Origin of the sequence: Adlercreutzia caecimuris B7, from assembly GCF_000403355.2 — a bacterium.
Lineage (GTDB): Bacteria > Actinomycetota > Coriobacteriia > Coriobacteriales > Eggerthellaceae > Adlercreutzia > Adlercreutzia caecimuris.
This window is the reverse complement of sequence record NZ_KE159646.1, coordinates 1,190,023-1,216,180: the sequence shown is the minus strand read 5'-3', so window position 1 is coordinate 1,216,180 and position 26,158 is coordinate 1,190,023. Positions and strand designations below refer to the sequence as shown.

General features: G+C 64.3%; 20 protein-coding genes and 4 tRNA genes. 18 read left to right on the top strand and 6 right to left on the bottom strand.

Going from position 1 to position 26,158, the window contains the following annotated elements; all coding sequences use genetic code 11:
• Window positions 1-160: 160 nt before the first annotated feature.
• Window positions 161-3,712 (top strand): pyruvate:ferredoxin (flavodoxin) oxidoreductase, encoded by a 3,552-nt coding sequence (gene nifJ, locus C811_RS08775; protein ID WP_016309199.1) that lies wholly within the window; start codon window positions 161-163, stop codon window positions 3,710-3,712.
• A 283-nt stretch (window positions 3,713-3,995) separates the two neighbouring features.
• Here nifJ and C811_RS08770 read toward each other — a convergent pair whose 3' ends face one another.
• A complete protein-coding gene (locus tag C811_RS08770; protein WP_016309198.1) occupies window positions 3,996-4,712 on the bottom strand; it encodes a ferric reductase-like transmembrane domain-containing protein in 717 nt (238 codons plus the stop codon).
• A gap of 428 nt (window positions 4,713-5,140) precedes the next feature.
• Between C811_RS08770 and C811_RS08765 the strand changes: the two genes are divergently transcribed.
• The 6 genes from C811_RS08765 to C811_RS08740 all read left to right on the top strand — a co-directional run bounded on the left by C811_RS08765 (window position 5,141) and on the right by C811_RS08740 (window position 11,756).
• Window positions 5,141-7,777 carry a molybdopterin-dependent oxidoreductase gene (locus C811_RS08765; RefSeq protein ID WP_016309197.1) on the top strand — a complete coding sequence of 879 codons (2,637 nt, stop codon included), beginning with the start codon at window positions 5,141-5,143 and terminating at the stop codon, window positions 7,775-7,777.
• Window positions 7,778-7,789: 12 nt separating this feature from the next.
• Window positions 7,790-8,416 carry a DMSO/selenate family reductase complex B subunit gene (locus C811_RS08760; protein ID WP_016309196.1) on the top strand — a complete coding sequence of 209 codons (627 nt, stop codon included), beginning with the start codon at window positions 7,790-7,792 and terminating at the stop codon, window positions 8,414-8,416.
• Window positions 8,417-8,588: 172 nt separating this feature from the next.
• Window positions 8,589-9,380 (top strand): TorD/DmsD family molecular chaperone, encoded by a 792-nt coding sequence (locus C811_RS08755; RefSeq protein WP_016309195.1) that lies wholly within the window; start codon window positions 8,589-8,591, stop codon window positions 9,378-9,380.
• 59 nt (window positions 9,381-9,439) lie between these two features.
• On the top strand, window positions 9,440-10,321 hold the full coding sequence (gene nrfD, locus C811_RS08750) for an NrfD/PsrC family molybdoenzyme membrane anchor subunit (RefSeq protein WP_016309194.1): 882 nt from the start codon (window positions 9,440-9,442) through the stop codon (window positions 10,319-10,321).
• A 68-nt stretch (window positions 10,322-10,389) separates the two neighbouring features.
• Window positions 10,390-10,776 (top strand): GntR family transcriptional regulator, encoded by a 387-nt coding sequence (locus C811_RS08745; protein WP_031325016.1) that lies wholly within the window; start codon window positions 10,390-10,392, stop codon window positions 10,774-10,776.
• A 23-nt stretch (window positions 10,777-10,799) separates the two neighbouring features.
• Window positions 10,800-11,756, top strand: coding sequence for a slipin family protein (locus tag C811_RS08740; RefSeq protein ID WP_016309192.1), 957 nt, complete (start codon window positions 10,800-10,802; stop codon window positions 11,754-11,756).
• Between the two features lie 259 nt (window positions 11,757-12,015).
• Here C811_RS08740 and asnB read toward each other — a convergent pair whose 3' ends face one another.
• The 4 genes from asnB to C811_RS08720 all read right to left on the bottom strand — a co-directional run bounded on the left by asnB (window position 12,016) and on the right by C811_RS08720 (window position 17,799).
• Window positions 12,016-13,887: an asparagine synthase (glutamine-hydrolyzing) gene (gene asnB, locus C811_RS08735; protein WP_016309191.1), complete on the bottom strand. Its 1,872-nt coding sequence runs from the start codon at window positions 13,885-13,887 to the stop codon at window positions 12,016-12,018.
• A 93-nt stretch (window positions 13,888-13,980) separates the two neighbouring features.
• Window positions 13,981-14,778, bottom strand: a complete 798-nt coding sequence (gene cuyB, locus C811_RS08730) for a cysteate racemase (RefSeq protein ID WP_016309190.1) — start codon at window positions 14,776-14,778, stop codon at window positions 13,981-13,983.
• Entirely contained in the window at window positions 14,775-16,208 is a 1,434-nt protein-coding gene (locus C811_RS08725) for a carboxylate--amine ligase (protein ID WP_016309189.1), read from the bottom strand. Before C811_RS08725 ends, cuyB begins: the two co-directional genes overlap by 4 nt.
• 301 nt (window positions 16,209-16,509) lie before the next feature.
• Window positions 16,510-17,799, bottom strand: coding sequence for an aspartate aminotransferase type Ic (locus C811_RS08720; protein WP_016309188.1), 1,290 nt, complete (start codon window positions 17,797-17,799; stop codon window positions 16,510-16,512).
• Between the two features lie 292 nt (window positions 17,800-18,091).
• Here C811_RS08720 and putP point away from each other — a divergent pair, with 292 nt between their 5' ends.
• Both putP and C811_RS08710 read left to right on the top strand, forming a co-directional pair.
• Window positions 18,092-19,654 (top strand): sodium/proline symporter PutP, encoded by a 1,563-nt coding sequence (putP, locus tag C811_RS08715; protein WP_016309187.1) that lies wholly within the window; start codon window positions 18,092-18,094, stop codon window positions 19,652-19,654.
• 153 nt (window positions 19,655-19,807) lie between these two features.
• Entirely contained in the window at window positions 19,808-21,001 is a 1,194-nt protein-coding gene (locus C811_RS08710) for an FprA family A-type flavoprotein (protein ID WP_016309186.1), read from the top strand.
• A gap of 120 nt (window positions 21,002-21,121) precedes the next feature.
• Here C811_RS08710 and C811_RS08705 read toward each other — a convergent pair whose 3' ends face one another.
• Complete coding sequence (locus tag C811_RS08705; protein ID WP_016309185.1) at window positions 21,122-22,300, bottom strand: coiled-coil domain-containing protein; 1,179 nt, start codon at window positions 22,298-22,300, stop codon at window positions 21,122-21,124.
• Window positions 22,301-22,630: 330 nt separating this feature from the next.
• Here C811_RS08705 and C811_RS08700 point away from each other — a divergent pair.
• The 9 genes from C811_RS08700 (at window position 22,631) to rplK (ending at window position 26,155) form a co-directional block, all read left to right on the top strand.
• Window positions 22,631-22,715 (top strand) — tRNA-Tyr (locus C811_RS08700).
• 6 nt (window positions 22,716-22,721) lie between these two features.
• Window positions 22,722-22,797, top strand: a tRNA-Thr gene (locus tag C811_RS08695).
• Between the two features lie 3 nt (window positions 22,798-22,800).
• Window positions 22,801-22,877 (top strand) — tRNA-Met (locus C811_RS08690).
• Window positions 22,878-22,955: 78 nt separating this feature from the next.
• The gene (tuf, locus tag C811_RS08685; RefSeq protein ID WP_016309184.1) at window positions 22,956-24,158 is read left to right on the top strand and encodes an elongation factor Tu; all 1,203 of its coding nucleotides are present in this window, start codon (window positions 22,956-22,958) and stop codon (window positions 24,156-24,158) included.
• A 123-nt stretch (window positions 24,159-24,281) separates the two neighbouring features.
• On the top strand, window positions 24,282-24,431 hold the full coding sequence (gene rpmG, locus C811_RS08680) for a 50S ribosomal protein L33 (protein ID WP_016309183.1): 150 nt from the start codon (window positions 24,282-24,284) through the stop codon (window positions 24,429-24,431).
• A 23-nt stretch (window positions 24,432-24,454) separates the two neighbouring features.
• A tRNA-Trp gene (locus C811_RS08675) sits at window positions 24,455-24,531 on the top strand.
• 72 nt (window positions 24,532-24,603) lie between these two features.
• Window positions 24,604-25,008, top strand: coding sequence for a preprotein translocase subunit SecE (secE, locus tag C811_RS08670; RefSeq protein WP_016309182.1), 405 nt, complete (start codon window positions 24,604-24,606; stop codon window positions 25,006-25,008).
• A gap of 3 nt (window positions 25,009-25,011) precedes the next feature.
• Window positions 25,012-25,542, top strand: a complete 531-nt coding sequence (gene nusG / locus C811_RS08665) for a transcription termination/antitermination protein NusG (protein ID WP_016309181.1) — start codon at window positions 25,012-25,014, stop codon at window positions 25,540-25,542.
• 115 nt (window positions 25,543-25,657) lie between these two features.
• Window positions 25,658-26,155: a 50S ribosomal protein L11 gene (gene rplK / locus C811_RS08660; protein ID WP_016309180.1), complete on the top strand. Its 498-nt coding sequence runs from the start codon at window positions 25,658-25,660 to the stop codon at window positions 26,153-26,155.
• The last annotated feature ends 3 nt before the right edge of the window (window positions 26,156-26,158 follow it).

Genomic DNA, 26,158 nt, shown 5'->3' with positions numbered 1-26,158 from the left:
TGCTAATATCCAAAAGGTATTTCTGTTCGCAGAGCAAATCCGACTCGCCGGTCGGTGCGCTTCCGTCCTCTCGACCTCTCCGCGACAGTACCACCCCGCGGATGTTCGCGAGGCCGCAAGCCGGCCGATCCCGCGCGGGCCAGATGCAAAGGAGAGGAACATGACGAGAGTTCTGAAGTCGATGGACGGCAACAACGCCGCGGCGCACGTGTCCTACGCGTTCACCGAGGTTGCCGGCATCTACCCCATCACTCCCTCAAGCCCCATGGCCGACTTCGTCGACATTTGGGCTGCCCAGGGCCGCAAGAACATCTTCGGCACCACGGTGAAGGTGTGCGAGATGCAGTCCGAGGGCGGAGCGGCGGGTGCCGTGCACGGCTCGCTGGCCACCGGCGCGCTGACCACCACCTACACGGCCAGCCAGGGCCTGTTGCTCATGATCCCCAACATGTACAAGATCGCTGCCGAGCAGCTGCCGACCGTCTTCCACGTGTCGGCCCGTACCGTCTCCACCCAGGCGCTCAATATCTTCGGCGACCACTCCGACGTCATGGCCTGCCGCCAGACCGGCTTCGCCATGCTCGCCGAGGGTAACGTGCAGGAGGTCATGGACCTGTCCGCCGTGGCCCACTTGGCCGCTATCAAGGGCCGCGTTCCCTTCCTCAACTTCTTCGACGGCTTCCGCACCTCCCACGAGGTTCAGAAGATCCAGGTGTGGGACTACGAGGATCTGGCCGACATGTGCGACATGGACGCCGTTGCCGCCTTCCGCGAGCATTCTCTGAACCCGGAGCGCCCGGCCATGCGCGGTTCCCACGAGAACGGCGACATCTTCTTCCAGCACCGCGAGGCCTGCAACTCCATCTACAACGACCTGCCGGCCGTGGTGGAGGAGTACATGAGCAAGGTGAACGCGAAGCTGGGCACCAACTACCAGCTGTTCAACTACTACGGCGCGCCGGACGCCGAGCGCGTTATCGTAGCCATGGGAAGTATCTGCGACGTGGCCGAGGAGGTCATCGACTACCTCACCGCCCAAGGCGAGAAGGTGGGCCTCGTGAAGGTGCGCCTGTACCGCCCCTTCGTGACCGAGAAGTTCGCGGCCGCCCTGCCCGCCACCGTGCAGAAGATCGCCGTGCTCGACCGCACCAAGGAGCCCGGTTCCATCGGCGAGCCTTTGTACATGGATGTGGTGAACGCGCTGTCTGTGGAAGGCCGCGAGGGCATCACCGTGACCGGCGGCCGCTACGGCCTGGGCTCCAAGGACACCCCGCCCGCGTCCGTGTTCGCCATCTTCACCGAGCTTGAGAAGGACGAGCCGCGCCGCCAGTTCACCATCGGCATCGTGGACGACGTGACGGGTCTCTCGCTGCCCGAGGTGCCCGCCCCCAACACCGCCGCCCCCGGCACCATCGAGTGCAAGTTCTGGGGCCTCGGCGGCGACGGCACCGTGGGCGCGAACAAGAACTCCATCAAGATCATCGGCGACCACACCGATAAGTACGTGCAGGCCTACTTCCAGTACGACTCGAAGAAGACCGGCGGCGTGACCATCTCGCACCTGCGCTTCGGCGATGCCCCCATCCGCAGCCCCTACTACGTGAACAAGGCCGACTTCGTGGCCTGCCACAACCCCTCCTACATCACCAAGGGCTTCCCCATCGTGCGCGATGTGAAGCCGGGCGGCGCCTTCCTCATCAACTGCCAGTGGACGGCAGAGGAGCTGGAGGAGCACCTGTCAGCCGACGCGAAGCGCTACATCGCCGAGAACGACATCAAGCTGTACCTCATCAACGCCATCGATTTGGCCATCGAGATCGGCATGGGCAAGCGCACCAACACCATCCTGCAGTCCGCCTTCTTCACCCTGGCCGGCGTCATGCCCCAGGAGGAGGCCATCCGCTACATGAAGGACGCGGCCACGGCCTCCTATGCCAAGAAGGGCCAGGATATCGTGGACATGAACCACAAGGCCATCGATGCCGGCGCTACTGCCTTCGTGGCCGTGGAAGTGCCCGCTTCTTGGAAGGACGCCGAGGGCTCCGTTAAGGCCGCTTCTGCCGAGGGCCGTCCCGAGACCGTGAGCCTTGTGGAGAACATCATGTTCCCCGTGGGCCGCATGGACGGCGACTCCCTGCCCGTGTCCGCCTTCATGGGCTATGAGGACGGCCAGTTCCCGCTGGGCGCCTCGGCCTACGAGAAGCGCGGCGTGGCCGTGTCGGTGCCCGAGTGGAACGCCGACACCTGCATCCAGTGCAACCAGTGCGCGTTCGTGTGCCCCCACGCCACCATTCGTCCCTTCGCCCTGACCGACGCCGAGATGGCGGCTGCCCCGGCCCAGACCAAGCATATTCCTGTGAAGGGCAAGGTGGGCGCCGACATGCAGTACGTGCTGGCCGTCTCGCCGCTCGACTGCATGGGCTGCGGCCTGTGCGCCATCCAGTGCCCCACCAATTCGCTGACCATGATGCCCATCGCCGATGAGCTGGGCGAGCAGCCGGTGTTCGACTACTGCGTGAAGGACGTTGCCCGCAAGGAGGAGCTGGAGGGCACTTCGGTGAAGGCCAGCCAGTTCAAGCGGCCTCTGCTGGAGTTCTCCGGCTCCTGCGCCGGCTGCGCCCAGACCTCCTACGCCCGTCTGGTCACCCAGCTGTTCGGCGACCGCATGTACATCGCCAACGCCACGGGCTGCTCGTCCATTTGGGGCGGTCCGGCGGCCACCTCTCCCTACACGGTGAACGCCGACGGTCACGGTCCGGCTTGGTCCAACTCCCTGTTCGAGGACAACGCCGAGCACGGCATGGGCATGCTTCTGGGCTATGAGGCTGTGCAGGACAAAGTCGTGGTGGATACCGAGGCGCTCATCGAGTGCGGCGGCGCGGCCGGCGAGCTGGCCGACGCGGCCCGTGCGTGGCTCGAGGCCCGCACCGACGCCGAGGCGTCCAAGACTGCGGCGGCGGCCTACATCGCGGCCCTGGAGACGGCGGCTGCGGGCGAGGGCGACTTGGCCGAGCTGGCAGCCGGCATTCTGGCCAACAAGGAGTACCTGACCAAGAAGTCGGTCTGGATCTTCGGTGGCGACGGCTGGGCCTACGACATCGGCTACGGCGGCCTGGATCATGTGCTCGCCTCCGGCAAGGACGTGAACGTGTTCGTGTTCGACACCGAGGTGTACTCCAACACCGGCGGCCAAGCCTCGAAGGCCTCCAACCTCGGCCAGGTGGCGCAGTTCGCCGCGGCTGGCAAGGACGTGAAGAAGAAGAGCCTCGCCGAGATCGCCATGACCTACGGCTACGTGTACGTGGCGCAGATCGCCATGGGTGCGAACCTGAATCAGACCATCAAGGCCATCACCGAGGCCGAGGCCTACCCGGGCCCCTCGCTCATCATCGGCTACAGCCCCTGCGAGATGCACTCCATCAAGGGCGGCATGACCAACTGCCAGACCGAGATGAAGAAGGCCGTGGACTGCGGCTACTGGAACCTGTTGCGCTTCAACCCCGAGGGCGCCCCGGGCAAGAAGCTCGTCATCGACTCCAAGGAGCCGGCGGAGGGCGAGTACCAGAACTTCCTCATGAACGAGGCTCGCTACAGCCGTCTGACCCGCGAGTTCCCCGAGCGGGCGGGCGAGCTCTTCGCCGAGAACGAGCGCGCCGCCATGGATCGCTGGGATCACCTGCAGAAGCTCAAGGACCTCTACGCCGCCGAGTAAGCGCGAGCCCATCGTTAGAACCCGTCGGTCCTCTTCGGGCCGCAAACGAGAAGGGAGCCTTCGGGCTCCCTTCTCCGTTTTAGCTCAGTGAATTTTCCGTATTAGCTACAAAATCAGAGATATTCTTTCCGTATTAGCGACAAACCCCAGCTAGCAAGCTTAACGAGATCCCCGTCCTCCTCTATTGGTGATAAACCTTGCAAGAGGGGATGTAGGGGCACCTGCCAAATAGCACGCGCCTACGCTGCTTCCGCGTTCGCGTTAAGATCGGTATCGAGACGGCCTAAACGGTCGCGGCGGTCTCCAGGTCGAGCTCGGTGGCGGGGGCGGCTGCCTCGGCGGCCCGGTCGCGCAGGGCCTTGGCCGCGCGCAGCACCACGTAGACGCCCACCACCGCCGAGTACACGGCGATGCTCAACATGGCCACCGAGTTGCCTGCCAGGGCGCTCGGCATGAGCAGCAGCGCCAGATGCACGTAGGTGAGCACGTAGAAGGGGTAGGCGAGCCTTTGGATGCGCTTCCAGCTGGTCGCTTTCATGGCGTGCTTCACGCGCTGGGCCGAGGTGACCCACAGCACCGCCATAAGCGCGGTGATGAGCGCGGCCAGGCCCAGTGAGAAGGCGAGGTTGCCGGAAAACGCGCTCGTGAGGCGGGGGATATAGGAGGCGGCGTAGAAGACGATGTGCCCGCAGGCGAAGATGCACGCCAGGATGGACAACTGCCGGCGAATGGGCATGAGGTGCACGCGCAGGGGGTTCTTCTCGCCGAGCACGCCCACGAACATCACGACGGAGAACAGCAGAAAGGCAAGAGCGCAGCGCTGCATGAGCGGTTGGAAATACGACCACGCCTCGCCGCGCACGTTGGCGCTCACGCCCCAGAAGTATAGGGCCACCAGCGCCACGGCGCCGACGTAGAACGGCACGGGGTGCTTCTTCAGGGGCTTGGCGCACAACCATACGAGCGCGAACGACAGGATAAGGGCAACGACGAACCTCATGACGCCTCCTCCGACAGCCTGGAAACCCAGGACGTTTCTTTCCCTATTGTCACAATAGCATAGGACAGCTAGTTTCTCAACACAACATTGGGTATAGACAAGGAGTTCTGAAGTGCTCTTTTGACATCGCAGAGGAGGAAAAGGTGGCGGCATGAGATGATTCATCTCGGAAAATAAGGCCGAATCGCGGGAGTGGGGCCGAGAAAGTTAACTGTGACGAACAGTGGTGAGAAACTACATTATCCTCAAAATAGATAGATCAAAGCCGCCGATTCCATTGACTGTCCTATAGCCTCATGATAGTATGCGCCCTGTAGCCGTCATATTTCTTTAGGACGGTTTCGCCTATGCATAGGTCGTGTAAGGAAAGAGGGGAAGCGGCCTGTACAGGAGCTTTCCTGATGCGATCACAAGAGGGAGGGTCACACATGGGTACAAGCCAACTGACTCGACGCAGGTTCGTTCAATGGGGAACGGCCGCCGCGGGCGCTACAGCGCTGGTGGGATTCACCGGCTGCGCCTCGCAGAGCGATGACGAGCTGTCCCAGACCGGTGGGGATGCCGCCGAGGAGACGGGCACGTGGCTGACGGGCGCCTGCATGAACAACTGCAGCTGCGGCTCATCGCGCTGCCTGCTCAAGGTGTATGTGGAGGACGGGGTTCCGCTGAAGATCCGCACCGACGAGGAAGACGAGGATTCCATCGAGGTGCCCCAGCGTCGCGCATGCCCCCGCGGTCGCGCGCAGATCGGCAACATGATGTCGCCGGCGCGCATCAAATACCCCATGAAGCGCAAGGGGTGGAGTCCCGACAATCCGAACGGCGAGATGCGCGGTCGCGACGAGTGGGAGCGCATCAGCTGGGACGAGGCGCTCGACTACATTGCCGCCGAGATGAAGAAGGCCTACGACACCTGGGGTCCCAAATCTATCCTAGCTGCTGCTTACAGCGATATTGGGGACACCTATTTCGATCAGGTCATCTGCCTGCTGAACGCCAAGGGCGGCGCGATGCATCATGAGTTGGGTACCGTGTCTTTGGGCTCGTGGCCCGTTCCCGAGATCATGATGACCGGCGGCATGCTGGCCGCGCCCGACTCGCTGTCCATCCAAGATTCCGAGCTGCACTTCCACTTCGGCAATAACTGGATGGCCAACAAGGGCGGCAACACCGCCTACCAGCTCGACTACGCCAAGCGCGAGGGCGGCAAGGTCATCATCGTTGAGCCGTGGCTGAACCAGACGGCCCAGGCGGTAGCCGACGAGTGGGTGCCCATCATCCCCGGCACCGATACGGCCTTCTGCATCGGCATGATGTACCACATGATCGAGAACGACCTGCAGGATCAGGATTTCCTCGACAAGTACTGCGTGGGCTTCGACGCGGAGCATATGCCCGAGGGCGCCGACCCGAAGGACAACTTCAAGGACTATGTGCTGGGCACCCATGACGGCGAGCCGAAGACTCCCGAGTGGGCCGAGGCCATCTGTGGTGTGCCAGCGGCCGACATCCGCCGTTTGGCCGAGGAGATCGCCTCCACCGAGAAGGTGAACTTCTTCGCGGGCCAGTCTACCACGAAGATCCCCGCGGGCGAAATGTTCGCCCAGGCCTTCTACACCCTGGCCATGATGCACGGCGGCCTGGGCACTCCGGGCAACTACGCCTCGTGGGTAGGCTTGGCCGAAGGCATGTCGGCGGCGCCGTTCTGCATGGCGGGCGACTCGTCCTCGGGCGAGCTGAATCCGGTGAATCCGCTCAAGCCCCCCGCGCTTTCTTCGGTTCCCCTGTTCTCCGAGATGGAAGACCCGACGGCGTGGGAGAATATCGATTACTCCGAATGCTGGCAGTCCATTTTGGATGGCGCCTATGGTCGCGACGTTTGGCCCGGCGGCAAGCATCCGCTCGATATCCACGTTATCTATTGCGGTGGCTACGAGAACTCTCTCAACTCCATGCCGAATGCGAACGCCGCCATCAAGGCGTTCCGGAAGGTTGACTTCGTGTGGGGCGCCAACCCATTCTTCGACCCGTCGCGCCAGTACTGCGATATCGTGCTGCCCGTGGCAACCTGGTGGGAGAAGGGCAATATTGCCTGGATGAACAACTCCGATACCGTGTATTGGGCCGATCGCATCATGGAGCCCCTGTTCGAATCGCAGCCCGAAAGCTACATCGCCGAAGAGCTGGCGAAGCGGCTTGATGTGGATCCCAAAGTCGTGAACGCCCAGACCGACGCCGAGCGCACCTATTCGTCTTTGGCTGGCGCCGCCTACTTGACCGATCGCAATGCCATGGGCTACGCCCCGCTGCTTACCATCTCCCAGTCCGATATCGACGAGCTCGGCGTGGAGGGTGCTCCCCAGGAAGGCCTCATGACCGTGGCCGAGTTCAAGGAGAAGGGCTTCTTCAAGATTCCGCGCACGAAGGGCGATGCTCTGTCCAGCCTGCCGTGGGCTGCTTTCTACGAGGATCCCGAGGCTAATCCCCTGCCTACCTCCACAGGCAAATTCGAGATTTACTCCATGGGCCTCGCCGCTACGGTGAATTCCCTCGGCTTCTCCACGCTCTCGCCCATCGCGAAGTGGCAGATCGCCGACCCCGAGCAGGGCGCCGGCACCCAGACCGACGAGTTCCCGCTGCTGCTGTGGACCCCGCACTCCCTGCGCCGCGCCCACACAGTGAACGACAACGTCGTCTCGCTGCGCGAGGCCTTCCCCCAGGAGTGCTTCATGAGCACGGTGGACGCCGAGGCCCGTGGCATCAAGACCGGTGACTTGGTGCTCATGACGAGCCCGCATGGCCAGGTGCTGCGCCCGGCCAAGGTGCTGCCCACCATCGTTCCGGGCGCGGTGGCGCTCCAGGACGGCGCGTGGATCCGCATCGACGAGGAGACCGGTATCGATCTGGGCGGCGACCCGAACATCCTGCAGGCGCCTAAGTCTTCGGGCCAGGGCTCCCAGTCTTGGACGGGCACCCTCGTGCAGGTGGAGAAGTACGACGGGCCGCTCACGCTCGATCCCGACAAGAACACGCCCATCGTCATGCCCGTGGGCATCGAGGAATAGGGGAGGTGCGCCATGACTCAGTACGCATTCCATTTCGACTCCAGCAAGTGCACGGGCTGCAAAACCTGCCAGGTCGCGTGCAAGGAGACCTACAAGCTGCCGGTGAACAATCTGTACCGGCGCGTGTTGAACTACCAGGGCGGCGCTTGGAAGGCCACCGAGGCGGGCCATTACGCGCCCGACGGCGTGTTCGGCTACTTCGTGTCGCTGGCCTGCAACCACTGCACGAACCCAGCGTGTGTGGCCAACTGCCCCACGGGCGCCATGCAGAAGGACGAGGAGACCGGCATCGTCTGGACCGATCACGATGTGTGCATCGGCTGCAAGACCTGTGAGACCGCCTGCCCCTACGGTGCCCCCACCTTCGGTGAGGACGAGGGCTACATGCTCAAGTGCGACATGTGCAAGAGCGAAGTCGAGGGTGGCGGCAAGCCTATCTGCGTGACTGGCTGCCCCATGCGCGCGCTGGACTTCGGCACCCGCGAGGAGCTGGTGGACAAGTATGGCGAGGGCGATGTGGAGGTGGAGCCGCTGCCGCAGGACACCACCGAGGCGAACCTCATCGTGACGCCCCATCGCGATGCCCAGAAATCGGGCTCCGGCACCGGTTCCGTCGTCAATTTGGAGGAAGAGCTGTAGATCTTCTGGCTCGTACTCTTAAGATGGGAAGGGGTGCCGGTTTCGAGCCGACGCCCCTTTCGCGTCATCGGGCCGCGCCATGGCGTGCGGCCTCCCGCTCCGATGCGGCTGCCGGATGCGCGACGGTTCTCTTCGCGTGTTCGGGGCCGCCCTTCCTATCCGAGGTATGCTCATGAACGCACCATTCTCATCCGAAACGCTGGCGGCGGTCGAGGTCTGCCTTGCCGGGGCGTCGGCGCTGCTCTACAGCGAGCCCGCGGTGCCGGCCGTTGCGGCCCAGGTGGCCGCCTGCCAATTCGCCTCCGCGCCTTTCGCTGCCGATAATGCCCGGGCTGCCCGGGGCCTCGCCCTCATGGACGGCTGGTGTGCCGAAGCGGTCCGAGCTGCCGGCCTGGCCGTCGATGGGGGCGGCTCGGTTCCTGCGGAGGCTGCCGTCGCCGAAGTCGCGGCCGTCCTTGCCGAGGATGTCTCCTTCGCCGAGCGCGTGGGCGAGTTGCGCCGCGAGTGGCTGCGCCTTTTCGTGGGCGCGGGCGCTCCCGAGGCGTCGTGTTTGGAGTCGTTTTACGTCGAGCCCAACAGCCACATGTTCGGTCGCACCGCGCTGACGGCGCGCGCCGCCTACCGTCGCCACGGACTTGTGTCCGAGCGCGTCGGCAGGGAGCCCGACGATCACCTTGCCCTCATGCTCGGCTTCCTCGCGCGTCTCGTGCAAGAGGAGCGAGCGGCCCGCGAGGCGGGGGACGAAGCGGCTGCTGACGAGGCCGCTGTCGAGCAGGAGGCGTTTCTTACCGAGCACGTGCTGCCCTGGCTGGCTGCGTGGCGCTATGCGGTGGAGAAGCATGCCCGCACCGACTACTTCCGTGGCTTGGGCGATTTCGTCTTCGGCCTGTGCGCCTGCTATGCGGAGCGTTTCGGCATTCGTTATGATGAGGCGGCCCAGGCGTTCAAGAAGCGGCTCGGCTAGCGCCGGATCAGGGCCCGCATCGAGGGCCGAGGCTGAGGCGAGGGCGAGGGGAGGTGCCCATGCTAGGATCATTCGTGGTGATGTACCTGTTTCTGGGCGGATGCGGCGCCGGCGTGCTGCTCGCGGCCGCCGCCTGGTCGCTGCTCTTTCATCGCACCCGCACGCGCAGCCGGGCCCAGAGCCGGGCTTTCGACGGTCTAATGGGCATCTTGGCCGCCATCGCCTTCGTGCTGCTCGCGGTGTCGGCGTTCTGCCTGCTGCTTGATTTAGGGCGTCCCCAGCGGTTCTTCCTGCTGTTCACGCGTCCAACCCCCTCGCTGCTCACCTTCGGCTCCTTCGCCCTGCTCGCCTCCCTTGGCGTTTCGGGCGTTCTGGCTGCGGCGCACCTGGTTGCCCCGCGGGTCGTATCCGAGCCGCTGCGCATAGCGCTCGAGGGGGCGGCGGTCGTTCTCGCCCTCGCCCTCATGGTGTACACGGGGCTCTACATGGCGCTCATGGAGGCGGTGCCCTTGTGGAACAATGCCGCCCTGCCCGTGCTGCTCGCCCTCTCCTCGGCTTCCTCGGGGGTGGCGGTCGTGCTTCTGGCTGTCCCCTTCGTGCGGGATAGCGCGCTTCTGGGCGGGTGGACCGAGGCCTTGCGTCGTGTCCACCGCGTCGTGCTCTTGCTGGAGGCGGGTGCCCTTGCGGCTTTCCTCGCCCTGGCTCTTGCCGGGCCCTTCGCGCGCCCGGCCCTCGCGGTTCTCCTCGCGCCCGAGGGCGCCGGCCCGTGGTTCGCCGTCGGGTTCGCGGGTCTCGGCGTCATCGTGCCCCTGGCCGCCGAGGGTGCCCGCGCCCTTCTCAGGGTGCCCGCGACGCTGCAGGTCGTCGAGGTGCTCTGCGTTCTCGGCGGGCTGATTCTGCGGTTCTGCTTAGTGGCCGCCGGAAGCCATTGGCTCGGGTGATACAATGCGGGGCAACGGAAATGCGGGACGACCCCGTGATTTGGCGGGAGAAGGGCGGCACGGGCATTATGGCTCTGTTCGAGATAGACGAATCAAGCGGACTGCCCGTGTGGGTGCAGCTGCGCAACCGCTTCGTCTACCTCATCAAAACAGGCCACTACCAGCCGGGCGATCAGCTGCCCAGCGTGCGCACGCTGGCCGCCGAGGCCGCCATCAACTACAACACCGTCAGCAAGGTGTACGTGAACCTGGAGAGCGACGGCTACGTGGAATCGATACGCGGGCGCGGCGTGTTCGTGCGCGATATCGGCAGCAGGGGCGATGACGTGCTCTCCGTCGCCGACACCGAGATAGAGGGTTGCATACGGCGCTGCCTCGCCCTCGGCATGAGCATCGACGATGTGAAGCTGCGCCTTATCGATGTGGCCCATCGCATTCAGGATGAGAAGTCCTGATCCGTTCGAAGGACGTGATTTCCATGAAGAAGCGCACCGAGAAGCACGCTCGTGGCGAGGAGCCCAAGCTCGCGGGCATCGAGCGCTACAACTCGAACATCGAGAGGCGCGCCTCGCAGACAGGCCCGCTCGTATTCTCAGCTTTCGCGGCCGTTGTCGTGTTCCTGGCGGCACTCGGCACAGGGTTCGTGCTCGCGGGCATGTTCACCGTCGAGGGGCTTGTGGTTGCGCTGCTCGTGGCGTGGGTGGCTACCATGTCGGTGCATATCGCCATGCAGTGGGAGAAGGTGGTGGTCTTCCGCCTCGGTAAGTTCTCCCGCGTGAAGGGGCCGGGGCTCTACTTCACCATTCCCTTCATCGAGCAGACCGCGCTTAAAGCCGACCAGCGCATCATGGTCACGGGTTTCGGCGCCGAGGAGACGCTGACGAGCGATCTGGTGCCCATCAACGTGGACGCGGTGCTGTTCTGGATGGTATGGGACGCGAAGAAGGCCTGCTTGGAGGTGGAGAACTACTACAACTCCGTGTCTCTGGCGGCCCAAACGGCCCTGCGCGACGCCATCGGCCGGGCCAGCGTGTCGGAGGTGGCCATCCGCCGCAACCAGCTCGACCAGGAGCTGCAGGAGGTCATCGAGGAGCGCACGAGCGTGTGGGGCATCACGGTGCTGTCGGTGGAGATCCGCGACATCGTCATTCCCGCCGAGCTGCAGGAGGTGATGTCGGCCGAGGCCCAGGCCGAGCGGGAGAAGAACGCCCGCATGGTGCTCGCCGAAGTGGAGAAGGACATCTCGGCCATGCTCGTGGACGCCGCGAACGTGTACGAGGAGAACGATCTGGCCGTGCGCCTGCGCACCATGCACCTGCTCTACGAGTCGGTGAAGGGGTCGGGCGGCACCGTGGTGGTGCCGAGCGCGTATTCCGAGGGTTTCTCGGACGCGGCTTTGGACAAGGCCATCGACAGCCTGAAGCGCGGGAAATAGCCGGCAGCTGCCAGCGCGGCGGTGTTGCGGGGCTCTCTGCGCATTCCGCCGTATCCTGTGCGGCCCGTGCGTTCCGGCGCGACCTTTGCGCTCCGACGCAACCTTTTCGCCCCGTCGCGGCCCGTGCGACCTGTGCCCCTTTCGTGAACCTTGCCAACGCCGCCCCAATGGGCGGCGAGGTCGGTATAATCCGAAATCAAGGCGGGTACCGGACAGATTCATCCCCCTCCCTCCCGATTTGCCCGGTGCCCCGCCTGTTCTAGCTGAAGTAGGCTTCGTGCCACAGGACGAAGCAGTAGGCCGACCAAATCCTCTTCATATGCGAACGGGCGCCGCTTCGGTGCTCGTCAAGGAGCGCATCCAGTGCCTCGACGCGGAAGAACTGCCGCGCCGTGGCGCTGTGGAGCGCCTCGCGCACCTGACCTGCCCACGGCTCCTCGCGCAGCCACTGGGAAAGCGGTGTGAGAAAGCCCTTCTTGGGCATGGCCGCCGTGACGGACGGCAGAGTGCGGGCAGCGGCGCGGCGCAGGGCCGGCTTCGTCTCACGGCGCGTCACACGCATCTTTCGCGGCAGGGTGCGGGCGCAGGCGAACACCTCGCGATCGAGAAAGGGCACGCGCAGCTCCAGCGAGGCGGCCATGGACATCTTGTCGGCCTTCAGCAGGATGTCCTGCTGCATCCAGGTGAGGATGTCGGCGGTCTGCATGAGGGTCGCCTCGTCGAGCCGATCCGCCCCATCGCGCTCCAGCTCGGCGAAGAGCGCGGATGTCGCCTCCCAGGGAGCTTTCGCACCTGCCGCTTCGGCGGCCAGGTCGCCGGCGAGCAGGCCGAGAGCCTCTTCCCAGGTGAAGTTGTACTCCAGGCGGATGTAGCGCTCGGCGAGGGGGTGCGCCCCGCGCAAGAGGAAGCGCCGCCCGTGCATGCCCGGCGGCAGCTGGCGCGCGCCGGCGGCCAGGGCGCGGCGCAGGGGCGCGGGCAGGGCCCGGTAGGGCTCGAAGGCGAGGTATTCCTGGTAGTAGGGATACCCGCCGAACAGCTCGTCGGCCCCTTCCCCCGACAGCACCACCTTCACCGATTCGGCCGCCATGCGGCACAGGTGGTACAGGGGCACGGCGGAGGGGTTGGGCAGAGGCTCGTCCATGGCGTACTGCACGGCGGGCACCGAGGCGAAGAACTCCTCGGCGCCCAGGTGCCGCGCTCGGTTGGGCAGCCCCGTCGCCTTGGCGAAGGCCGCCGCGGCGGCAAGCTCCGAGTAGCGCTCCTCGCCGTAGCCGATGGAGAAGGTGCGCGCCTCCATGATGCGGGACGCTTCGGCGGCGACGAGGCTGGAATCCACGCCCGCCGAGAGGAAGCAGCCCACTTCCACATCGGCCACCGCGTGGGCCGCCACCGACTCCCGCACCGCGGCCTCGATGGCCTCGGCCGCCGCCTCGGGGCGCAGGGAGGGGTCGGGCGCGAAGCGCGGGGCAAACCAGCGGCGCACCTCGGCGTGTCCGTCGCGCCAGCGGAGCCAGTGGCCCGCGGGCAGCTTGCGCACGCCTCGGAACAGGGTCTCCTCGTCGGGCAGGTATTCCATGCACAGCCAGTGCCCGAGCCGCCGCTCGTTCAGCTGCCGGGGCACGCGGGGGTGCGCGAGAAGGGCCTTTATCTCGGAACCGAACACGACGGCGCCGCCTTCGGCGTGCCAGTACAGGGGCTTGATACCGAAGGCGTCCCGTGCCAGGAAGAGCTCGCCTTTTGCGGGGCGGTACAGCGCGAAGGCGAACATGCCGCGCAGGCGGTCGAGCACGGCTTCGCCCCATTGCTCGAAGCCGTGGAGCACCACTTCCGCATCGCCTTCGGTGGCAAAGGCGTGGCCGTGCGCGATGAGCTCGCGCCGCAGCGTGCGGTAGTTGTACACCTCGCCGTTGAACACGAGCACGAGCGACCCGTCCTCGTTGAAGAGGGGCTGGTTCGCGCCGGCCAGGTCGATGATGGCCAGGCGGCGGAAGCCCAAGGCGCATCGCTCATCGGCGTAAAAGCCCTCGGAGTCGGGGCCGCGATGGGCGATGGCGTCGGCCATGCGCCGGATGGTCGTGGCGGCATCGTAGCCCGCGGCGCCCTCATCGACCCAGCCGACAAATCCGCACATAGGGTTCTCCTCACGTTCCTCGATGTCTTCTGCACCAAAAGCGAACATTCGCGCCAGTGCGCCTGATCTGGTAAAACTTTGAAAAATGCCTGGTCAAATCTCGGATAGTGAAATGGCGCGTTTTTGCGGTAGCGGTGCAGGATCCGCTTCGGCACCCGCCTGCCTCGGCGTTTTCTCGACGGTTGCGCGCACGGGGGTGCCGCCGCCGAGCGCGATCACGCGGTCGGCGAGCACGTCCAGGGCATCTATGACGGGCAGCCCGGCCGCATGCCGTGCGCCCCCGAAGGCCAGCGACAGCTCGGTGCATCCGAGCACGATGCCGTCGCAGCCCGCATCGGCCAGGTCGGTCGCCAGCTCGTCGAGCACGACGCGATGCACCGTGCGCCCCGCCTTCACCTCGTCGAAGATAATGCGGCCCACGTGCTGTTGCACGGCTTCGGCGGGGTAGCGGCATTCCACGCCCCGACGCGCCCCTTCGCGGCCGTACACGTCGGTGAGCACGGTGCCGCGGGTGGCCAGCACGCCCAAGCGGCGGCAGCCTGCCTCGGTGGCGGCGCGCACGGTCTCGCGCACCATGTGCACCACGGGCACGCGCAGGGATGCCTGTATCTCGTCGAAGAACGCATGCGCCGTGTTGCAGGGCAGGGCCAGCACTTCACAGCCGCAGGCCTCCAGAAGCTGGCCATCCTCGATGAGCGCGGATATGGGCGAGCGGGCGCTTTCGCCGGTGATGAAGGCCGTGCGGTCGGGGATGGCGGTATCGTTGAAGGCCAGGGTGCGTACGTGGTCTTGATCGCAGGAGGCATTGGTGCGCTCCACGATGCGCTGCAGGAAGTAGGCGGTTGCCCCCGGCCCCACGCCGCCGAGTACACCCACCAAGCGAGCGGTCACAGGGTTGCTCCCGCCCAGCAGTCTTCGGCGCCCTTGAGCGTGGTGGGCGCAGGCGCGCCGCCGGCAGAGGGCGCGGGGTCCTCCTGCCCGCAGTCGGGACTCCCATCAGGCGCCGGCCCGTGCTGGGCACGGGCCGGGTGCGGGGTTACCCCGCACCCGAAAGAGGCTTCCCCGCGCATTTCCCGGGCTCGTTTGGCGGCCAGAGCCGCCCGGCAGGTGCGCCATTGGCGGGCGGCGAATGCGAGGGGATAGAGTCGTCGTCGCAGGTTGCGCTCGGCCTCGTAGTCCAGAGGGTCGGCGTCGAGGCCCAGGGCATACAGGCTGCGCACCTCGCGCTTAAGGTCGTCGTCTCGGATGTAGTCCACCAAAATGGCCTTCGGCACCACGGTGTACAGCGAGTCGGTGGTGCGGGCTACGGTGAGCCCGGCCGGAAGCCCGCGGCCCTCTACGAGGTCGTCCACGAGCCAGCGGGCCACGTTGTAGCCGGCGGCCGTCACATAGTAGTTGCTGCGGCCGAGCCGCGTGTTGATCTCGAAGAACACGTGGCTGCCATCGCGCGGATCCACCTTGATGTCGAAGTTCGCGAAGCCGGTGTAGCCCACGGCCTCCAAAAGCCGCATCGCCTCGGCCACGACGGTCTCGTCTACTCGGCTCACAATGGCCAGCGGGTTGCCCACCCCCATGGGCCGCATGTCTTCCAGAAGCGTCTGGCCGAAGGCGGCGAAGCGCACTTTTCCCGTCTGATCGGAATAGGTGGTCAAGATGCGCATATGGGTGTCGTCACCGGGAATGGTCTCCTGAATGAGAAACGATCCGTCGTAGCGGCTTTTCTGCACGGCGCCGAGCACGCGGGCGAGCTCGGCGCCGTCGCGGGGGAAGAACACCTTCTCCTTGCCGGGAAAGTCGGCATAGTGGTAGGCCGCCGAGGAGGCGGGCTTGGCCACGACGGGGAAGGGGAAGGGGAGCTTCAGCGCGGCGGGGTCGAACTGCGGGTCGGCCAGATCCACCACAACGGTGCGCGGGGTGGGCACGCCGACTTCGGCGCACAGGGCGTAGAAACGCTCCTTGTCGGTGAGGCGGTTCAGGAGATCCTCGCCGATGTAGGGGATGATGAAGGCGCTCTCGAGCTGGGTGCGCATCTCCACGATGGCGCGCACGTACCAGTCGCCGCAGCCGAGCAGCAGCAGAGGGCGGTGGTCGAAGCATTCGGCCACATCGGCCAGGGTGGACAGCAGCACCTCGCGGCGCTCCAGATGCGGTACCACCCGGTTCACGAGGATGGAGGAGTCGCCGCACATATGGCAGTCGGCCTGGGACAGCACGAGGGAGACGATGCCGTAGGCCTCGTGGAAGGCCCGGGCCAGGCTGTAGGCGCCGATGTCGCCCCCCAGTATCACCGGCAGCACGTCGGGGGCGTCCGTTTTCTCCATGGCGCTCAACTCCTGAACTCGCATTGTTCCGTCCAAGGTCCATGGTAGGGGTCGCCCCCATTACGCTTCCCATAGCAAAAGCTGAAGAAATAGTAAGACCCCCGTAACTTTTCCTTACGGAGATGGGGAGCGCGGGAGGGGCCGGCGTCGTCGACGGCTTTCTCTGAATACTGCAGAAAAGAGGACGGTCGAAGACCGTCCCGGTAAATGCATGAGGCAGCGCAGCGCCTGAGCCCGAAGGGCGAATAGCGAAGCGGGTAAGCCGGCGATGATGCCGGCCCCTCCCGCGCGGACAGATTGTTTAGTCTGCGAGTATCTTCTCCAAGGCAGCGCGCTTCACGCAGCAGCAGAACACGTCCATGGCGGCGTCCAGCTCTTCCAGGGGCGGCAGCGACGGCGCGATGCGGATGTTGGAATCGGCCGGGTCGTCGCCGTAGGGCCAGGTGGCGCCCGCGCCGGTCATGGTCACGCCGGCCTCCTTCGCCAACTCCACGATGCGGCGGGCGGTGCCCTCGGGCCCCTCGAAGCTCACGAAGTAACCGCCCCGGGGGTTCGTCCACGTGGCAATGCCGGCCTCGCCCAGCTCCTCGCCCAGGCGGCGGCACACCAGGTCGAACTTCGGCGCCATGAGCTCACCGTGGCGTGCCATGTGGGCCGCGAGCTTGCGTCCCTCGTCCAAAAAGCGGGCATGGCGCAGCTGGTTCAGCTTGTCGTGGCCGATGGCCTGGGCGCTCATGTGGCGCTTGATCTCCGCTACGTTGGCAGGGCTCGCCGCCACGGCCGCCACGCCAGCCCCGGGGAAAGTGATCTTGGAGGTAGAACCGAACTTCAGGTAGCGGTCGGGGTTGCCCGCCTCGCGGCAGGCGATGGCGATGTCGAGTACGGTATCCTGCTCGGCGGCATCGGCGGAGAAGTGGTGCACGGCGTAGGCGTTGTCCCAGAAGATGCGGAAGTCGGGCGCGGCGGTGTCCATGGCCGCCAGGCGGCGCACCACGTCATCGGAGTAGGTGATGCCCGTGGGGTTCGAGTACTTCGGCACGCACCAGATGCCCTTGATGGAGGCGTCCTCGGCCACCAGGCGCTCCACCTCGTCCATGTCCGGGCCGTGCTCGTCCATGGGCACGGGGATCATCCGGATGCCCAACGCCTCGCAGATGGTGAAGTGGCGGTCGTAGCCCGGCACGGGGCAGAGCCACGTCACCTCGCCGAGCTGCCCCCAGGGCTCGCTTCCCAAGGCACCGAACAGCAGGTATCGCACCATGGCGTCGTACATGGCCGTGAGGCTGGCGTTGCCCAGCACGATGACGTTCTCGGGCTCATCATCCAGAAGGCGTGCCATGAGCCGCTTCGCCTCGGGAATGCCGTCGAGCACCCCGTAGTTGCGGCAGTCGGTGCCGTCCTCGGCTGCAAGATCGGCGGTTGCGTCCAGGACGTCCAGCATCGGCAGGGAAAGCTCCAGCTGCGCCGCCGACGGCTTGCCGCGGGCCATATTCAGGGAAAGCCCCCGGGCGACCATCTCGTCGTAGAGGGCCCGCACGGCCGCTAGCTCGGTCTCCAATTCCGCCTTCGACATATCTGCGTAGCGCGGCATAATCGTCCTTTCGCCGTAAAACTGTTCGCCCGCACAAGATGCGGCCGTCTACTCCAGTACGGTAAAGTATAATCCCGAAGGTAAAGTTCGGCGCCATGGATTACGGCACTTTGCAGGAAAGGCCGGCCATGCGGTGTCGGTTTCGGCAGGGGGTCCGCGCGCAGTTCCGCAGCGACGAGGGCAGTCCAGCGGACTGTCCTCCAAAGCGAGGACTGTTTGAGCACGGCGCCCCCTGCCGAAACCGACCCCCGGGGACTTCCGAATGAAAGACTCTCGTGGTAAAGGGGGAAACATGATCGAAAGCGACTTCTGGGTAGTTTTCGCCATGCTCATCTACTTCGTCGTCGTGGTCGTCATCGGCTTCGTCTACGCGCGGCGCTCCAACTCGTCGAGTGAGGAGTACTTCCTCGGCGGGCGCGGGCTGGGCCCGTGGCTGACGGCCCTGTCGGCCGAGGCCTCGGACATGTCGGGGTGGCTGCTCATGGGCCTGCCCGGCGTGGCCTACTTCACCGGTGCATCCGATGCCATGTGGACGGCCATCGGCCTGGTTATCGGCACGTACCTGAATTGGAAGTTCGTGGCCAAGCGCCTGCGCAAGTACTCCGAGAAGGCCGGCAACGCCATTACCGTGCCCGACTTCTTCAGCAACCGCTTCCACGATAAGAAGCACATCCTCATGACCATCGCCGCGGTCATCATCCTTTTGTTCTTCACCATCTACACGGCCTCGTGCTTCGTGACCGTGGGCAAGCTGTTCGCCACGCTGTTCGGCTGGGATTACGCGGCCATGATGGTCATCGGCGCCATCATCGTGTTCCTGTACACCTTCATGGGCGGGTATCTCTCGGTGTGCACCACCGATCTCGTGCAGGGCACCCTCATGTTCTGCGCACTCGTGACCATCTTCGTCGGCAGCGTCACGGCGGCCGGCGGTGTGGAGAACACCGTGGCCTTCCTCCAGTCCATCCCCGGCTTCCTGTCAGCTACCCAGATCGCCACGCCGGTGCTCGACGAGGGGGGCGCCCAGCTCATGATCGACGGGCTGCCGCAGTTCGGCGACGCCAACACCTACGGCATCATCACCATCGTGAGCGGCCTGGCCTGGGGCCTCGGCTACTTCGGCATGCCCCAGGTGCTCATCCGCTTCATGTCCATCCGCCACTCCGACGAGATCAAGAAGTCCCGCCTCATCGCCATGATCTGGCTCGTGGTGTCCATGAGCGCCGCCGTGTGCATCGGCCTTATCGGCCGCGCGTATCTGCCCGACGCCTTCGCCACCCAGGCGGCGGCCGAGAGTGTGTTCATCGTGCTGGCCCAGATCCTCTTGCCGTCGTTCTTCTGCGGCCTGGTGGTCTCGGGCATCTTCGCGGCGGCCATGAGCTCGTCGTCCTCCTATCTGCTCATCTCGGGCAGCGCGGTGGCCACGAACATCTTCAAGGGCCTCATCAAGCGCGACGCCACCGACCGCCAGGTCATGATCGTGGCCCGGGTGACGCTCACCTGCATCCTCGTGCTCGGGTGCTTCTTGGCCATGGACCAGAACTCCTCCATCTTCAACATCGTGTCCTACGCCTGGGCCGGCTTCGGCGCCTCGTTCGGCCCGCTCATGCTGTGCGCGCTGTATTGGCGTCGCACCACGCTGCCCGGCGCCATCGCCGGCATGCTCACCGGTGCCGCCACGGTCATCATCTGGAACAACTTCATCGCGCCTCTGGGCGGATGGTTCGCCGTCTACGAGCTTCTGCCCGGCTTCGTGCTGGCGCTGCTGGTGATCATCGTGGTCTCCAAGCTCACGCCCGAGCCCAGCAAGGAGGTCACCGACGACTTCGACACCTACATGGAGCTGGACGTGTAGCAGCGCATCCGCGCCGCATGTTCTCGAGCCGCCTTCGGGCGGCTCTTTTTTCACGTTGCGGCTCAAACAGTTCCCCAACAAGCGCCCACGCCGCTGGGCGGTGGCCGGCATCTGGGCTATCATAGGCCGGTAACCGACGAGTAAGGGGTTTCCATGCTGAAAGCAGTTGAGATCAAGCCGGACGTGTTCTGGGTGGGCGGCATCGATTGGAACGAGCGCAACTTCCACGGCTATACCACCGAGCGGGGCAGCACCTACAACGCCTATCTCATCATGGATGAGAAGATTACGCTTATCGACACCTGTAAGCGACCCTTCGTAGACGAGCTCATTGAACGTATCGGCACTATCGTGGACCCGGCCAAGATAGACTACATCGTGTCGAACCACGTGGAGATGGACCACTCCGGCGGGCTTCCAGCCTTAGCCGAGATCGCGCCGAACGCCACCATCGTCACCGGCGCCCCCAAGGGCGTGGCGGGGCTCACCGCCCATTACGGCGAGGGATTGAACCTCATGGGCGTGAAGACCGGCGACACTCTGGACATTGGCCGCCGCACGCTTACCTTCGTGCAGACGCCCATGGTGCACTGGCCCGACTCCATGGTCACCTACGACGAGTACGACCAGATTCTCTTCTCCAACGACTCCTTCGGCCAGCACTACGCCTCCTCGAAGCGCTTCGATGACGAGGTGGGGCTGCCGGAGGTGCTCGTGCAGGCCAAGAAATACTACGCGAACATCGTGATGCCCTACGGCAAGAACGTGGAGGCGGCCTTGAAGGCGCTCTCCGGTCTCTCCTTCGATATGATCGCGCCAGCCCACGGCATCATCTGGCGCAGCCATGTGCCCGAGATCCTGGATATGTACGCGAAGTGGAGCAGCGGGGAACCCGACGAGTACGCGCTCGTGGTGTACGACTCCATGTGGCACACCACCGAGGCCATGGCCGTGGAGATCACCGAGGCCTTCGTGGAAATGGGCATTCCGGCGCGCCTGCTCGATTTGAAGGTGAACCACATCTCCGACATCATGGCCGAGGTGCTCTCGGCCCGCTATATCGCTGTGGGCTCGCCGACGCTCAACAAGACCATGATGCCCACGGTGTCGGCCTTCCTCTGCTACATGCGCGGCTTAGCGCCGGCAGGGCGCGTGGGCATTCCCTTCGGCAGCTACGGTTGGGCGCCCATGGGGCCGGGCGAGGTATACTCGGCCCTGGAGAGCTGCAAGTTCACCCTGCCCGAGGCTCCGCTTACCCATCAGTGGGTGGAAGACGCCGATGGCTTGAACGCCCTGCACGATGCCGTGGTGGAGTTTGTGAGCCTGTTCCACGACAAAGTGGAGTAGGGGAGAGGTTTTCGCTGTCGCGCGAGACGGTGCTTCCGCCCTGCGTATTTCCCTTGGTCGAGAAAAAGAGAGGCGCTCCCCGCAGGGAGCGCCTCGTTATGTCGGGATATGCCGTGCCGCCTAGTAGCGCACGTATACCATGCCGGAGTGCACGCCCGACACTTTTACCACATCACCCGTGCGGGGGGCGTGGATCATCTGGCCGTCGCCGATGTAGATGCCGCAGTGGTGGCTGTTCACGCAGATGTCGCCGGGCTGCGGATTGCTCACGTGGGTCCAGCCCATGAACGTGCCCGTGGTGCCCAGGCGCGAGTGGCTGCCAGTGAGGCAGTAGCTTACGAGGCCGGAGCAGTCGTAGGAGTTCGGGCCCACAGCACCCCAGGCATAGGGCTTGCCCAGCTCGCCGTAGGCGCGATCCACCACGGTGTTGCCGGAAACGGACTGGGGCTTGGAGTTGCCCGAGCTGGACGGCTTCGGCTCGTCGTCGGAACTCCCGTCGTCAGAGCTGTCGTTGTTGCCGCCGCCGTCGTTCGAGCTGTCGTTGTTGCCGCCGCCGTTGCTCTGCTGGCGCTCGCGCGCGGCAGCCTCTTCGGCTTCAGCCTGGCGGCGCATCTCCTCTTCGGCGCGACGGGCGGCCTCGCGGGCCGCGGCCTCGCGGGCCTCTTCCTCCTGGCGCAGCAGCTCGGCAGCCTCGGCGGACAGCGAGTTGTAGGTCTCGGTCATCTGGTCGACGAGGGCGTTGGCCTCCTTCTCGACCTCCTCGGCTTCCTTGGCCTTCTTGTCGGCCACATCGCGCTGCTCGGCGTAGACGGCCTTCTCGGATTCCACCTCGGCGCGCAGCGTCTTGGTTTCCTCCACCATGTTCGCGTCGTTCTCGTTCATATCGTTCAGCAGATCCCAGTTCGAGGCGAAGGCCTGGAACGTGGTGGAGCCGAGCAGGAGATCGAGGAAGGTGCTGGAGCCGGATCGGTACATGGAGCGGGCGCGGTCGCCCAGCTGCCCCTGCAGCTCGCTGATGCGGGAAGAAGCGTCGTCGATACGACCCTGGGCCTCGTCCATGCGGGCCTCGGCCGCCTTGCGCTCCTCGACAGCCTCAAAGTGCGCGTCGGAGGCGCGGTCGAGCTTCTCCTGCATGGCGTTCAGCTTTTCGAGCGCGGCGTTCGCCTCGGCCTGCTTCTCGGCAGCCGTGACGGCATGGGCCGGGGTCGGGGTCAGCGTGGGCAGGCATAGCGAGATGCCGAAGGCCGCAGCGCCGCCGACGAAAGCGCGTCTGCTAAAAGGGCGTGTATGCTCACTCATATATAGTGTCCTCCTGGGGAGCATCTGGTGCGTTCATTGCAAACTAGTTTGTGTATCATAGCACGCGAGAAGGGTCTTCACGTCCCTTCCAGAAGGGATTCACATTCCAAAACCCCCAATGGCGACGCTCTTGTGGGTGTCGTGGCTTGCATCTCATATATATAGTAGGTCGCGCGATTTTGGGGAGGAATGATGGAGACACGCCCGGGGGCGTGGAAACAGTTGACACGTTCGTTGCCGTAGCGTATTATTCCGTTCGCTCGCTTTTCACGGGGAACCGCGAAAGACGGGTGGCAGCTTGAAAAGTACACATGAATTCAGCGCCGAAATGGGCGTGTGCCCGAGTGGTTAAAGGGGACGGGCTGTAAACCCGTTGGTTATGCCTACCTAGGTTCGAATCCTAGCGCGCCCACCATTTCTCGCCTGTGTAGCTCAGTCGGTAGAGCACTTCGTTGGTAACGAAGAGGTCACCGGTTCAAGTCCGGTCGCAGGCTCCACTTGGCGGTGTAGCTCAGTTGGTCAGAGCACACGGTTCATACCCGTGGCGTCACTGGTTCAAATCCAGTCACCGCTACCATTAGATTTACCGCGTCCTTTTTGGGCGCGTTTATTTTGTTGAAATCGAATCGCCACCACCCTTGAAGGAGGATGAAACATGGCTAAGGAGAAGTTCGAGCGTTCCAAGCCGCATGTTAACATCGGTACCATTGGTCACGTTGACCACGGCAAGACGACGCTCACCGCCGCCATCTCCAAGACCCTGTCTGAGAATGATGGCTCCCACGGCACCGCTAACGCGGACTTCACCGCCTTCGACATGATCGACAAGGCTCCCGAGGAGCGCGAGCGCGGCATCACCATCTCCATTGCTCACATCGAGTACGAGACCGATACCCGCCACTACGCTCACGTGGACTGCCCCGGTCACGCCGACTACGTGAAGAACATGATCACCGGTGCTGCTCAGATGGACGGCGCTATCCTGGTCATCGCTGCTACCGACGGCCCCATGGCTCAGACCCGCGAGCACATCCTGCTCGCCCGTCAGGTGGGCGTGCCCTACATCGTGGTCTTCCTGAACAAGTGCGACATGGTCGACGATGAGGAGCTCATCGAGCTCGTCGAGATGGAGGTTCGTGAGCTGCTGGACTCCTACGAGTTCCCGGGCGACGACACCCCGATCATCCGCGGCTCTGCTCTGAAGGCCCTGGAGGGCGACAAGGAGTGGCAGGAGAAGGTCTGGGAGCTCATGGCTGCCGTCGACGACTACATCCCCACCCCCGACCGCGACGTCGACAAGCCGTTCCTGATGGCTGTCGAGGATACCATGACCATCACCGGCCGCGGCACCGTTGCCACCGGTCGTGTGGAGCGTGGCGTTCTGCATGTGAACGACCCGCTGGAGATCGTCGGCATCAAGGAGACCCAGAACACGGTCTGCACCGGTATCGAGATGTTCCGCAAGCTGCTGGACGAGGCTCAGGCCGGCGACAACATCGGCTGCCTGCTCCGTGGCATCAAGCGCGAGGAGATCGTGCGCGGCCAGGTTCTCTGCAAGCCCGGTAGCGTGACCCCGCACACCGAGTTCGAGGGCCAGGTCTACATCCTGACCAAGGAAGAGGGCGGCCGTCACACCCCGTTCTTCGATGGCTATCGTCCGCAGTTCTACTTCCGCACCACCGACGTGACCGGCGTGGCGCACCTCCCCGAGGGCACCGAGATGGTCATGCCCGGCGACAACGTGACGATCAAGGGCGAGCTCATTCACCCCATCGCCATGGAGGAGGGCCTGAAGTTCGCTATCCGCGAGGGTGGCCGTACCGTGGGCTCCGGTCGCGTGACCAAGATCTTCAAGTAAGCTAACCCTTACTGATCGCTTCACCGGAAGGGGCTGTTCCTCAACCGAGCAGCCCCTTCCTTTCCAGCGCTTCATGTGTATCATCAATCCTGCGTTTTGGTTTTATAGGTAAAAGGAGAATTCATGCGTACTCTGGTCACCCTGGCCTGCACCGAGTGCAAGCGCCGCAACTACACGACCAAGAAGAACAAGCAGAACAATCCTGACCGCATCGAGTTCAAGAAGTACTGCAAGTGGTGCAACAAGCACACGCTGCATAAGGAAACCCGATAAGAGGTTAGGTTCGAAACAGGCATAGGCCAGTAGCTCCAATTGGTAGAGCGGCGGTCTCCAAAACCGCATGTTGGGGGTTCGAGTCCCTCCTGGCCTGCCAGCTTGTTTACGTGAGCAGCCTAGAGGCTGCTTTTTTGGCGATTAGAGAAAAGATTATTCCGTAAGGAACCCCATGGCTAAGAAATCAAAGACACAGAAGGCAAAGGCATCCGCTGCTCGCCAGCAGCGCAAGGCCGAACGCGAGCTCGAGGCCCAGAACCCGCAGGCGACCCAGGCTGTGGCGGATGAGCCCGAAAAGAAGGGGCTCTTCAAGAAGAGCGCCGATGCTGCCCCTGCGTCCTCCGATAGCGGCAAGGCCGCGAAGAAGGCCGATGAGAAGCCGAAGAAGAAGCGCTTCCAGTTCTTCCGCGATGTGAAGGGCGAGATGAAGCGCGTTACCTGGCCGACCCGTACCGACGTGCTCCGTTGGAGCGGCGTGGTCGTGGTGGCCCTGCTGTTCTTCGGTATCTTCGTGGCGGTTCTCGACAACGCGATCATCACGCCTCTGCTCGTGCTGGTCTCTGGGATTGGGGCTTAAGACATGGCTAAAAAGTGGTACGTGCTGCACACCTACTCGGGCTACGAGAACAAGGTGAAGTCGAACCTCGAGCAGCGCATCGAGGCCATGGGCCTCGAGAACAACGTCTTTGGCATCGAGATCCCCACCGAGATGGTCACCGAGATCAAAGAGGGCGGTCGTCGCGTCGAGAGCGAGAAGAAGGTGTTCCCGGGCTACGTGCTCGTGCGTATGGAGCTCGATGACCGCAGCTGGGCTGCGGTACGCAACACCCCCGGCGTCACCGGTTTTGTGGGTAGCCAGGGCAATCCCCAGGCGCTTACCCGCGACGAATACAACAAGATCATGAAGCGCACGAGCCGCGAGGCTCCGAAGAAGACCTCCTCCAACCTGGAGGTCGGCCAGTCGGTGAAGGTCACCCACGGCCCCCTTGCCGAGTTCGACGGCACGGTGTCCGAGGTTATGCCCGAGGCCGGCAAGGTGAAGGTCATGGTCTCCATCTTCGGCCGCGAAACCCCCGTCGAGCTGTCGTTCGACCAGGTGGCGAAGATTTAATTGCGAGAGCACTTTGACTCGAGGGGTTGTGCCCGCGTGGACCGGGGCTTCTCGCGAACCTCGAGTTTTTAGTGATAGAGAAGTAGTAGTCGATTCATCTGAAAGGTAGTCACAGATGGCTGACAAGAAAGTCACCGGATTTGTAAAGTTGCAAATCCCCGCCGGTGCCGCTAATCCGGCTCCTCCGGTTGGCCCGGCCCTCGGCGCCCAGGGCGTCAACATCATGCAGTTTTGCCAGGCGTTCAACGCCCAGACGCAGGACCAGTCCGGCACCATCATCCCCGTTGAGATCACTGTCTACGAGGACAAGTCCTTCACCTTCGTGTGCAAGACCCCTCCGGCAGCCGTGCTCATCAAGGAGAAGCTCGGCATCAAGAGCGGCGCCGCCATCCCGCAGATTCAGGTGGCCGGCACTCTGACCGAGGATCAGCTCCGCGAGATCGCCGAGATCAAGATGCCCGACCTGAACGCCAACGATATCGAGGCCGCCAAGGAGATCGTTGCCGGCACTGCCCGCTCCATGGGCGTGCGCATCGAGGGCCGCGAGATGAAGAAGAAGTACGTGCCCAGCCGCAAGGTTGCCGCCATGCTTCAGGGCAAGACCCTCGATTAATCT

What these genes read in the sequence shown, in the direction of transcription:
- nrfD (WP_016309194.1), top strand. Translation starts at nt 9,440, where the DNA reads ATGCTAGGATCATTCGTGGTGATGTACCTGTTTCTGGGCGGATGCGGC.
- C811_RS08755 (WP_016309195.1), top strand. Translation starts at nt 8,589, where the DNA reads ATGAACGCACCATTCTCATCCGAAACGCTGGCGGCGGTCGAGGTCTGC.
- asnB (WP_016309191.1), bottom strand. Translation starts at nt 13,887, where the DNA reads ATGTGCGGATTTGTCGGCTGGGTCGATGAGGGCGCCGCGGGCTACGAT.
- C811_RS08710 (WP_016309186.1), top strand. Translation starts at nt 19,808, where the DNA reads ATGCTGAAAGCAGTTGAGATCAAGCCGGACGTGTTCTGGGTGGGCGGC.
- nusG (WP_016309181.1), top strand. Translation starts at nt 25,012, where the DNA reads ATGGCTAAAAAGTGGTACGTGCTGCACACCTACTCGGGCTACGAGAAC.
- C811_RS08770 (WP_016309198.1), bottom strand. Translation starts at nt 4,712, where the DNA reads ATGAGGTTCGTCGTTGCCCTTATCCTGTCGTTCGCGCTCGTATGGTTG.
- C811_RS08705 (WP_016309185.1), bottom strand. Translation starts at nt 22,300, where the DNA reads ATGAGTGAGCATACACGCCCTTTTAGCAGACGCGCTTTCGTCGGCGGC.
- secE (WP_016309182.1), top strand. Translation starts at nt 24,604, where the DNA reads ATGGCTAAGAAATCAAAGACACAGAAGGCAAAGGCATCCGCTGCTCGC.
- C811_RS08765 (WP_016309197.1), top strand. Translation starts at nt 5,141, where the DNA reads ATGGGTACAAGCCAACTGACTCGACGCAGGTTCGTTCAATGGGGAACG.
- rpmG (WP_016309183.1), top strand. Translation starts at nt 24,282, where the DNA reads ATGCGTACTCTGGTCACCCTGGCCTGCACCGAGTGCAAGCGCCGCAAC.
- C811_RS08725 (WP_016309189.1), bottom strand. Translation starts at nt 16,208, where the DNA reads ATGGAGAAAACGGACGCCCCCGACGTGCTGCCGGTGATACTGGGGGGC.
- tuf (WP_016309184.1), top strand. Translation starts at nt 22,956, where the DNA reads ATGGCTAAGGAGAAGTTCGAGCGTTCCAAGCCGCATGTTAACATCGGT.
- nifJ (WP_016309199.1), top strand. Translation starts at nt 161, where the DNA reads ATGACGAGAGTTCTGAAGTCGATGGACGGCAACAACGCCGCGGCGCAC.
- putP (WP_016309187.1), top strand. Translation starts at nt 18,092, where the DNA reads ATGATCGAAAGCGACTTCTGGGTAGTTTTCGCCATGCTCATCTACTTC.
- C811_RS08740 (WP_016309192.1), top strand. Translation starts at nt 10,800, where the DNA reads ATGAAGAAGCGCACCGAGAAGCACGCTCGTGGCGAGGAGCCCAAGCTC.
- C811_RS08720 (WP_016309188.1), bottom strand. Translation starts at nt 17,799, where the DNA reads ATGCCGCGCTACGCAGATATGTCGAAGGCGGAATTGGAGACCGAGCTA.
- C811_RS08745 (WP_031325016.1), top strand. Translation starts at nt 10,390, where the DNA reads ATGGCTCTGTTCGAGATAGACGAATCAAGCGGACTGCCCGTGTGGGTG.
- rplK (WP_016309180.1), top strand. Translation starts at nt 25,658, where the DNA reads ATGGCTGACAAGAAAGTCACCGGATTTGTAAAGTTGCAAATCCCCGCC.
- C811_RS08760 (WP_016309196.1), top strand. Translation starts at nt 7,790, where the DNA reads ATGACTCAGTACGCATTCCATTTCGACTCCAGCAAGTGCACGGGCTGC.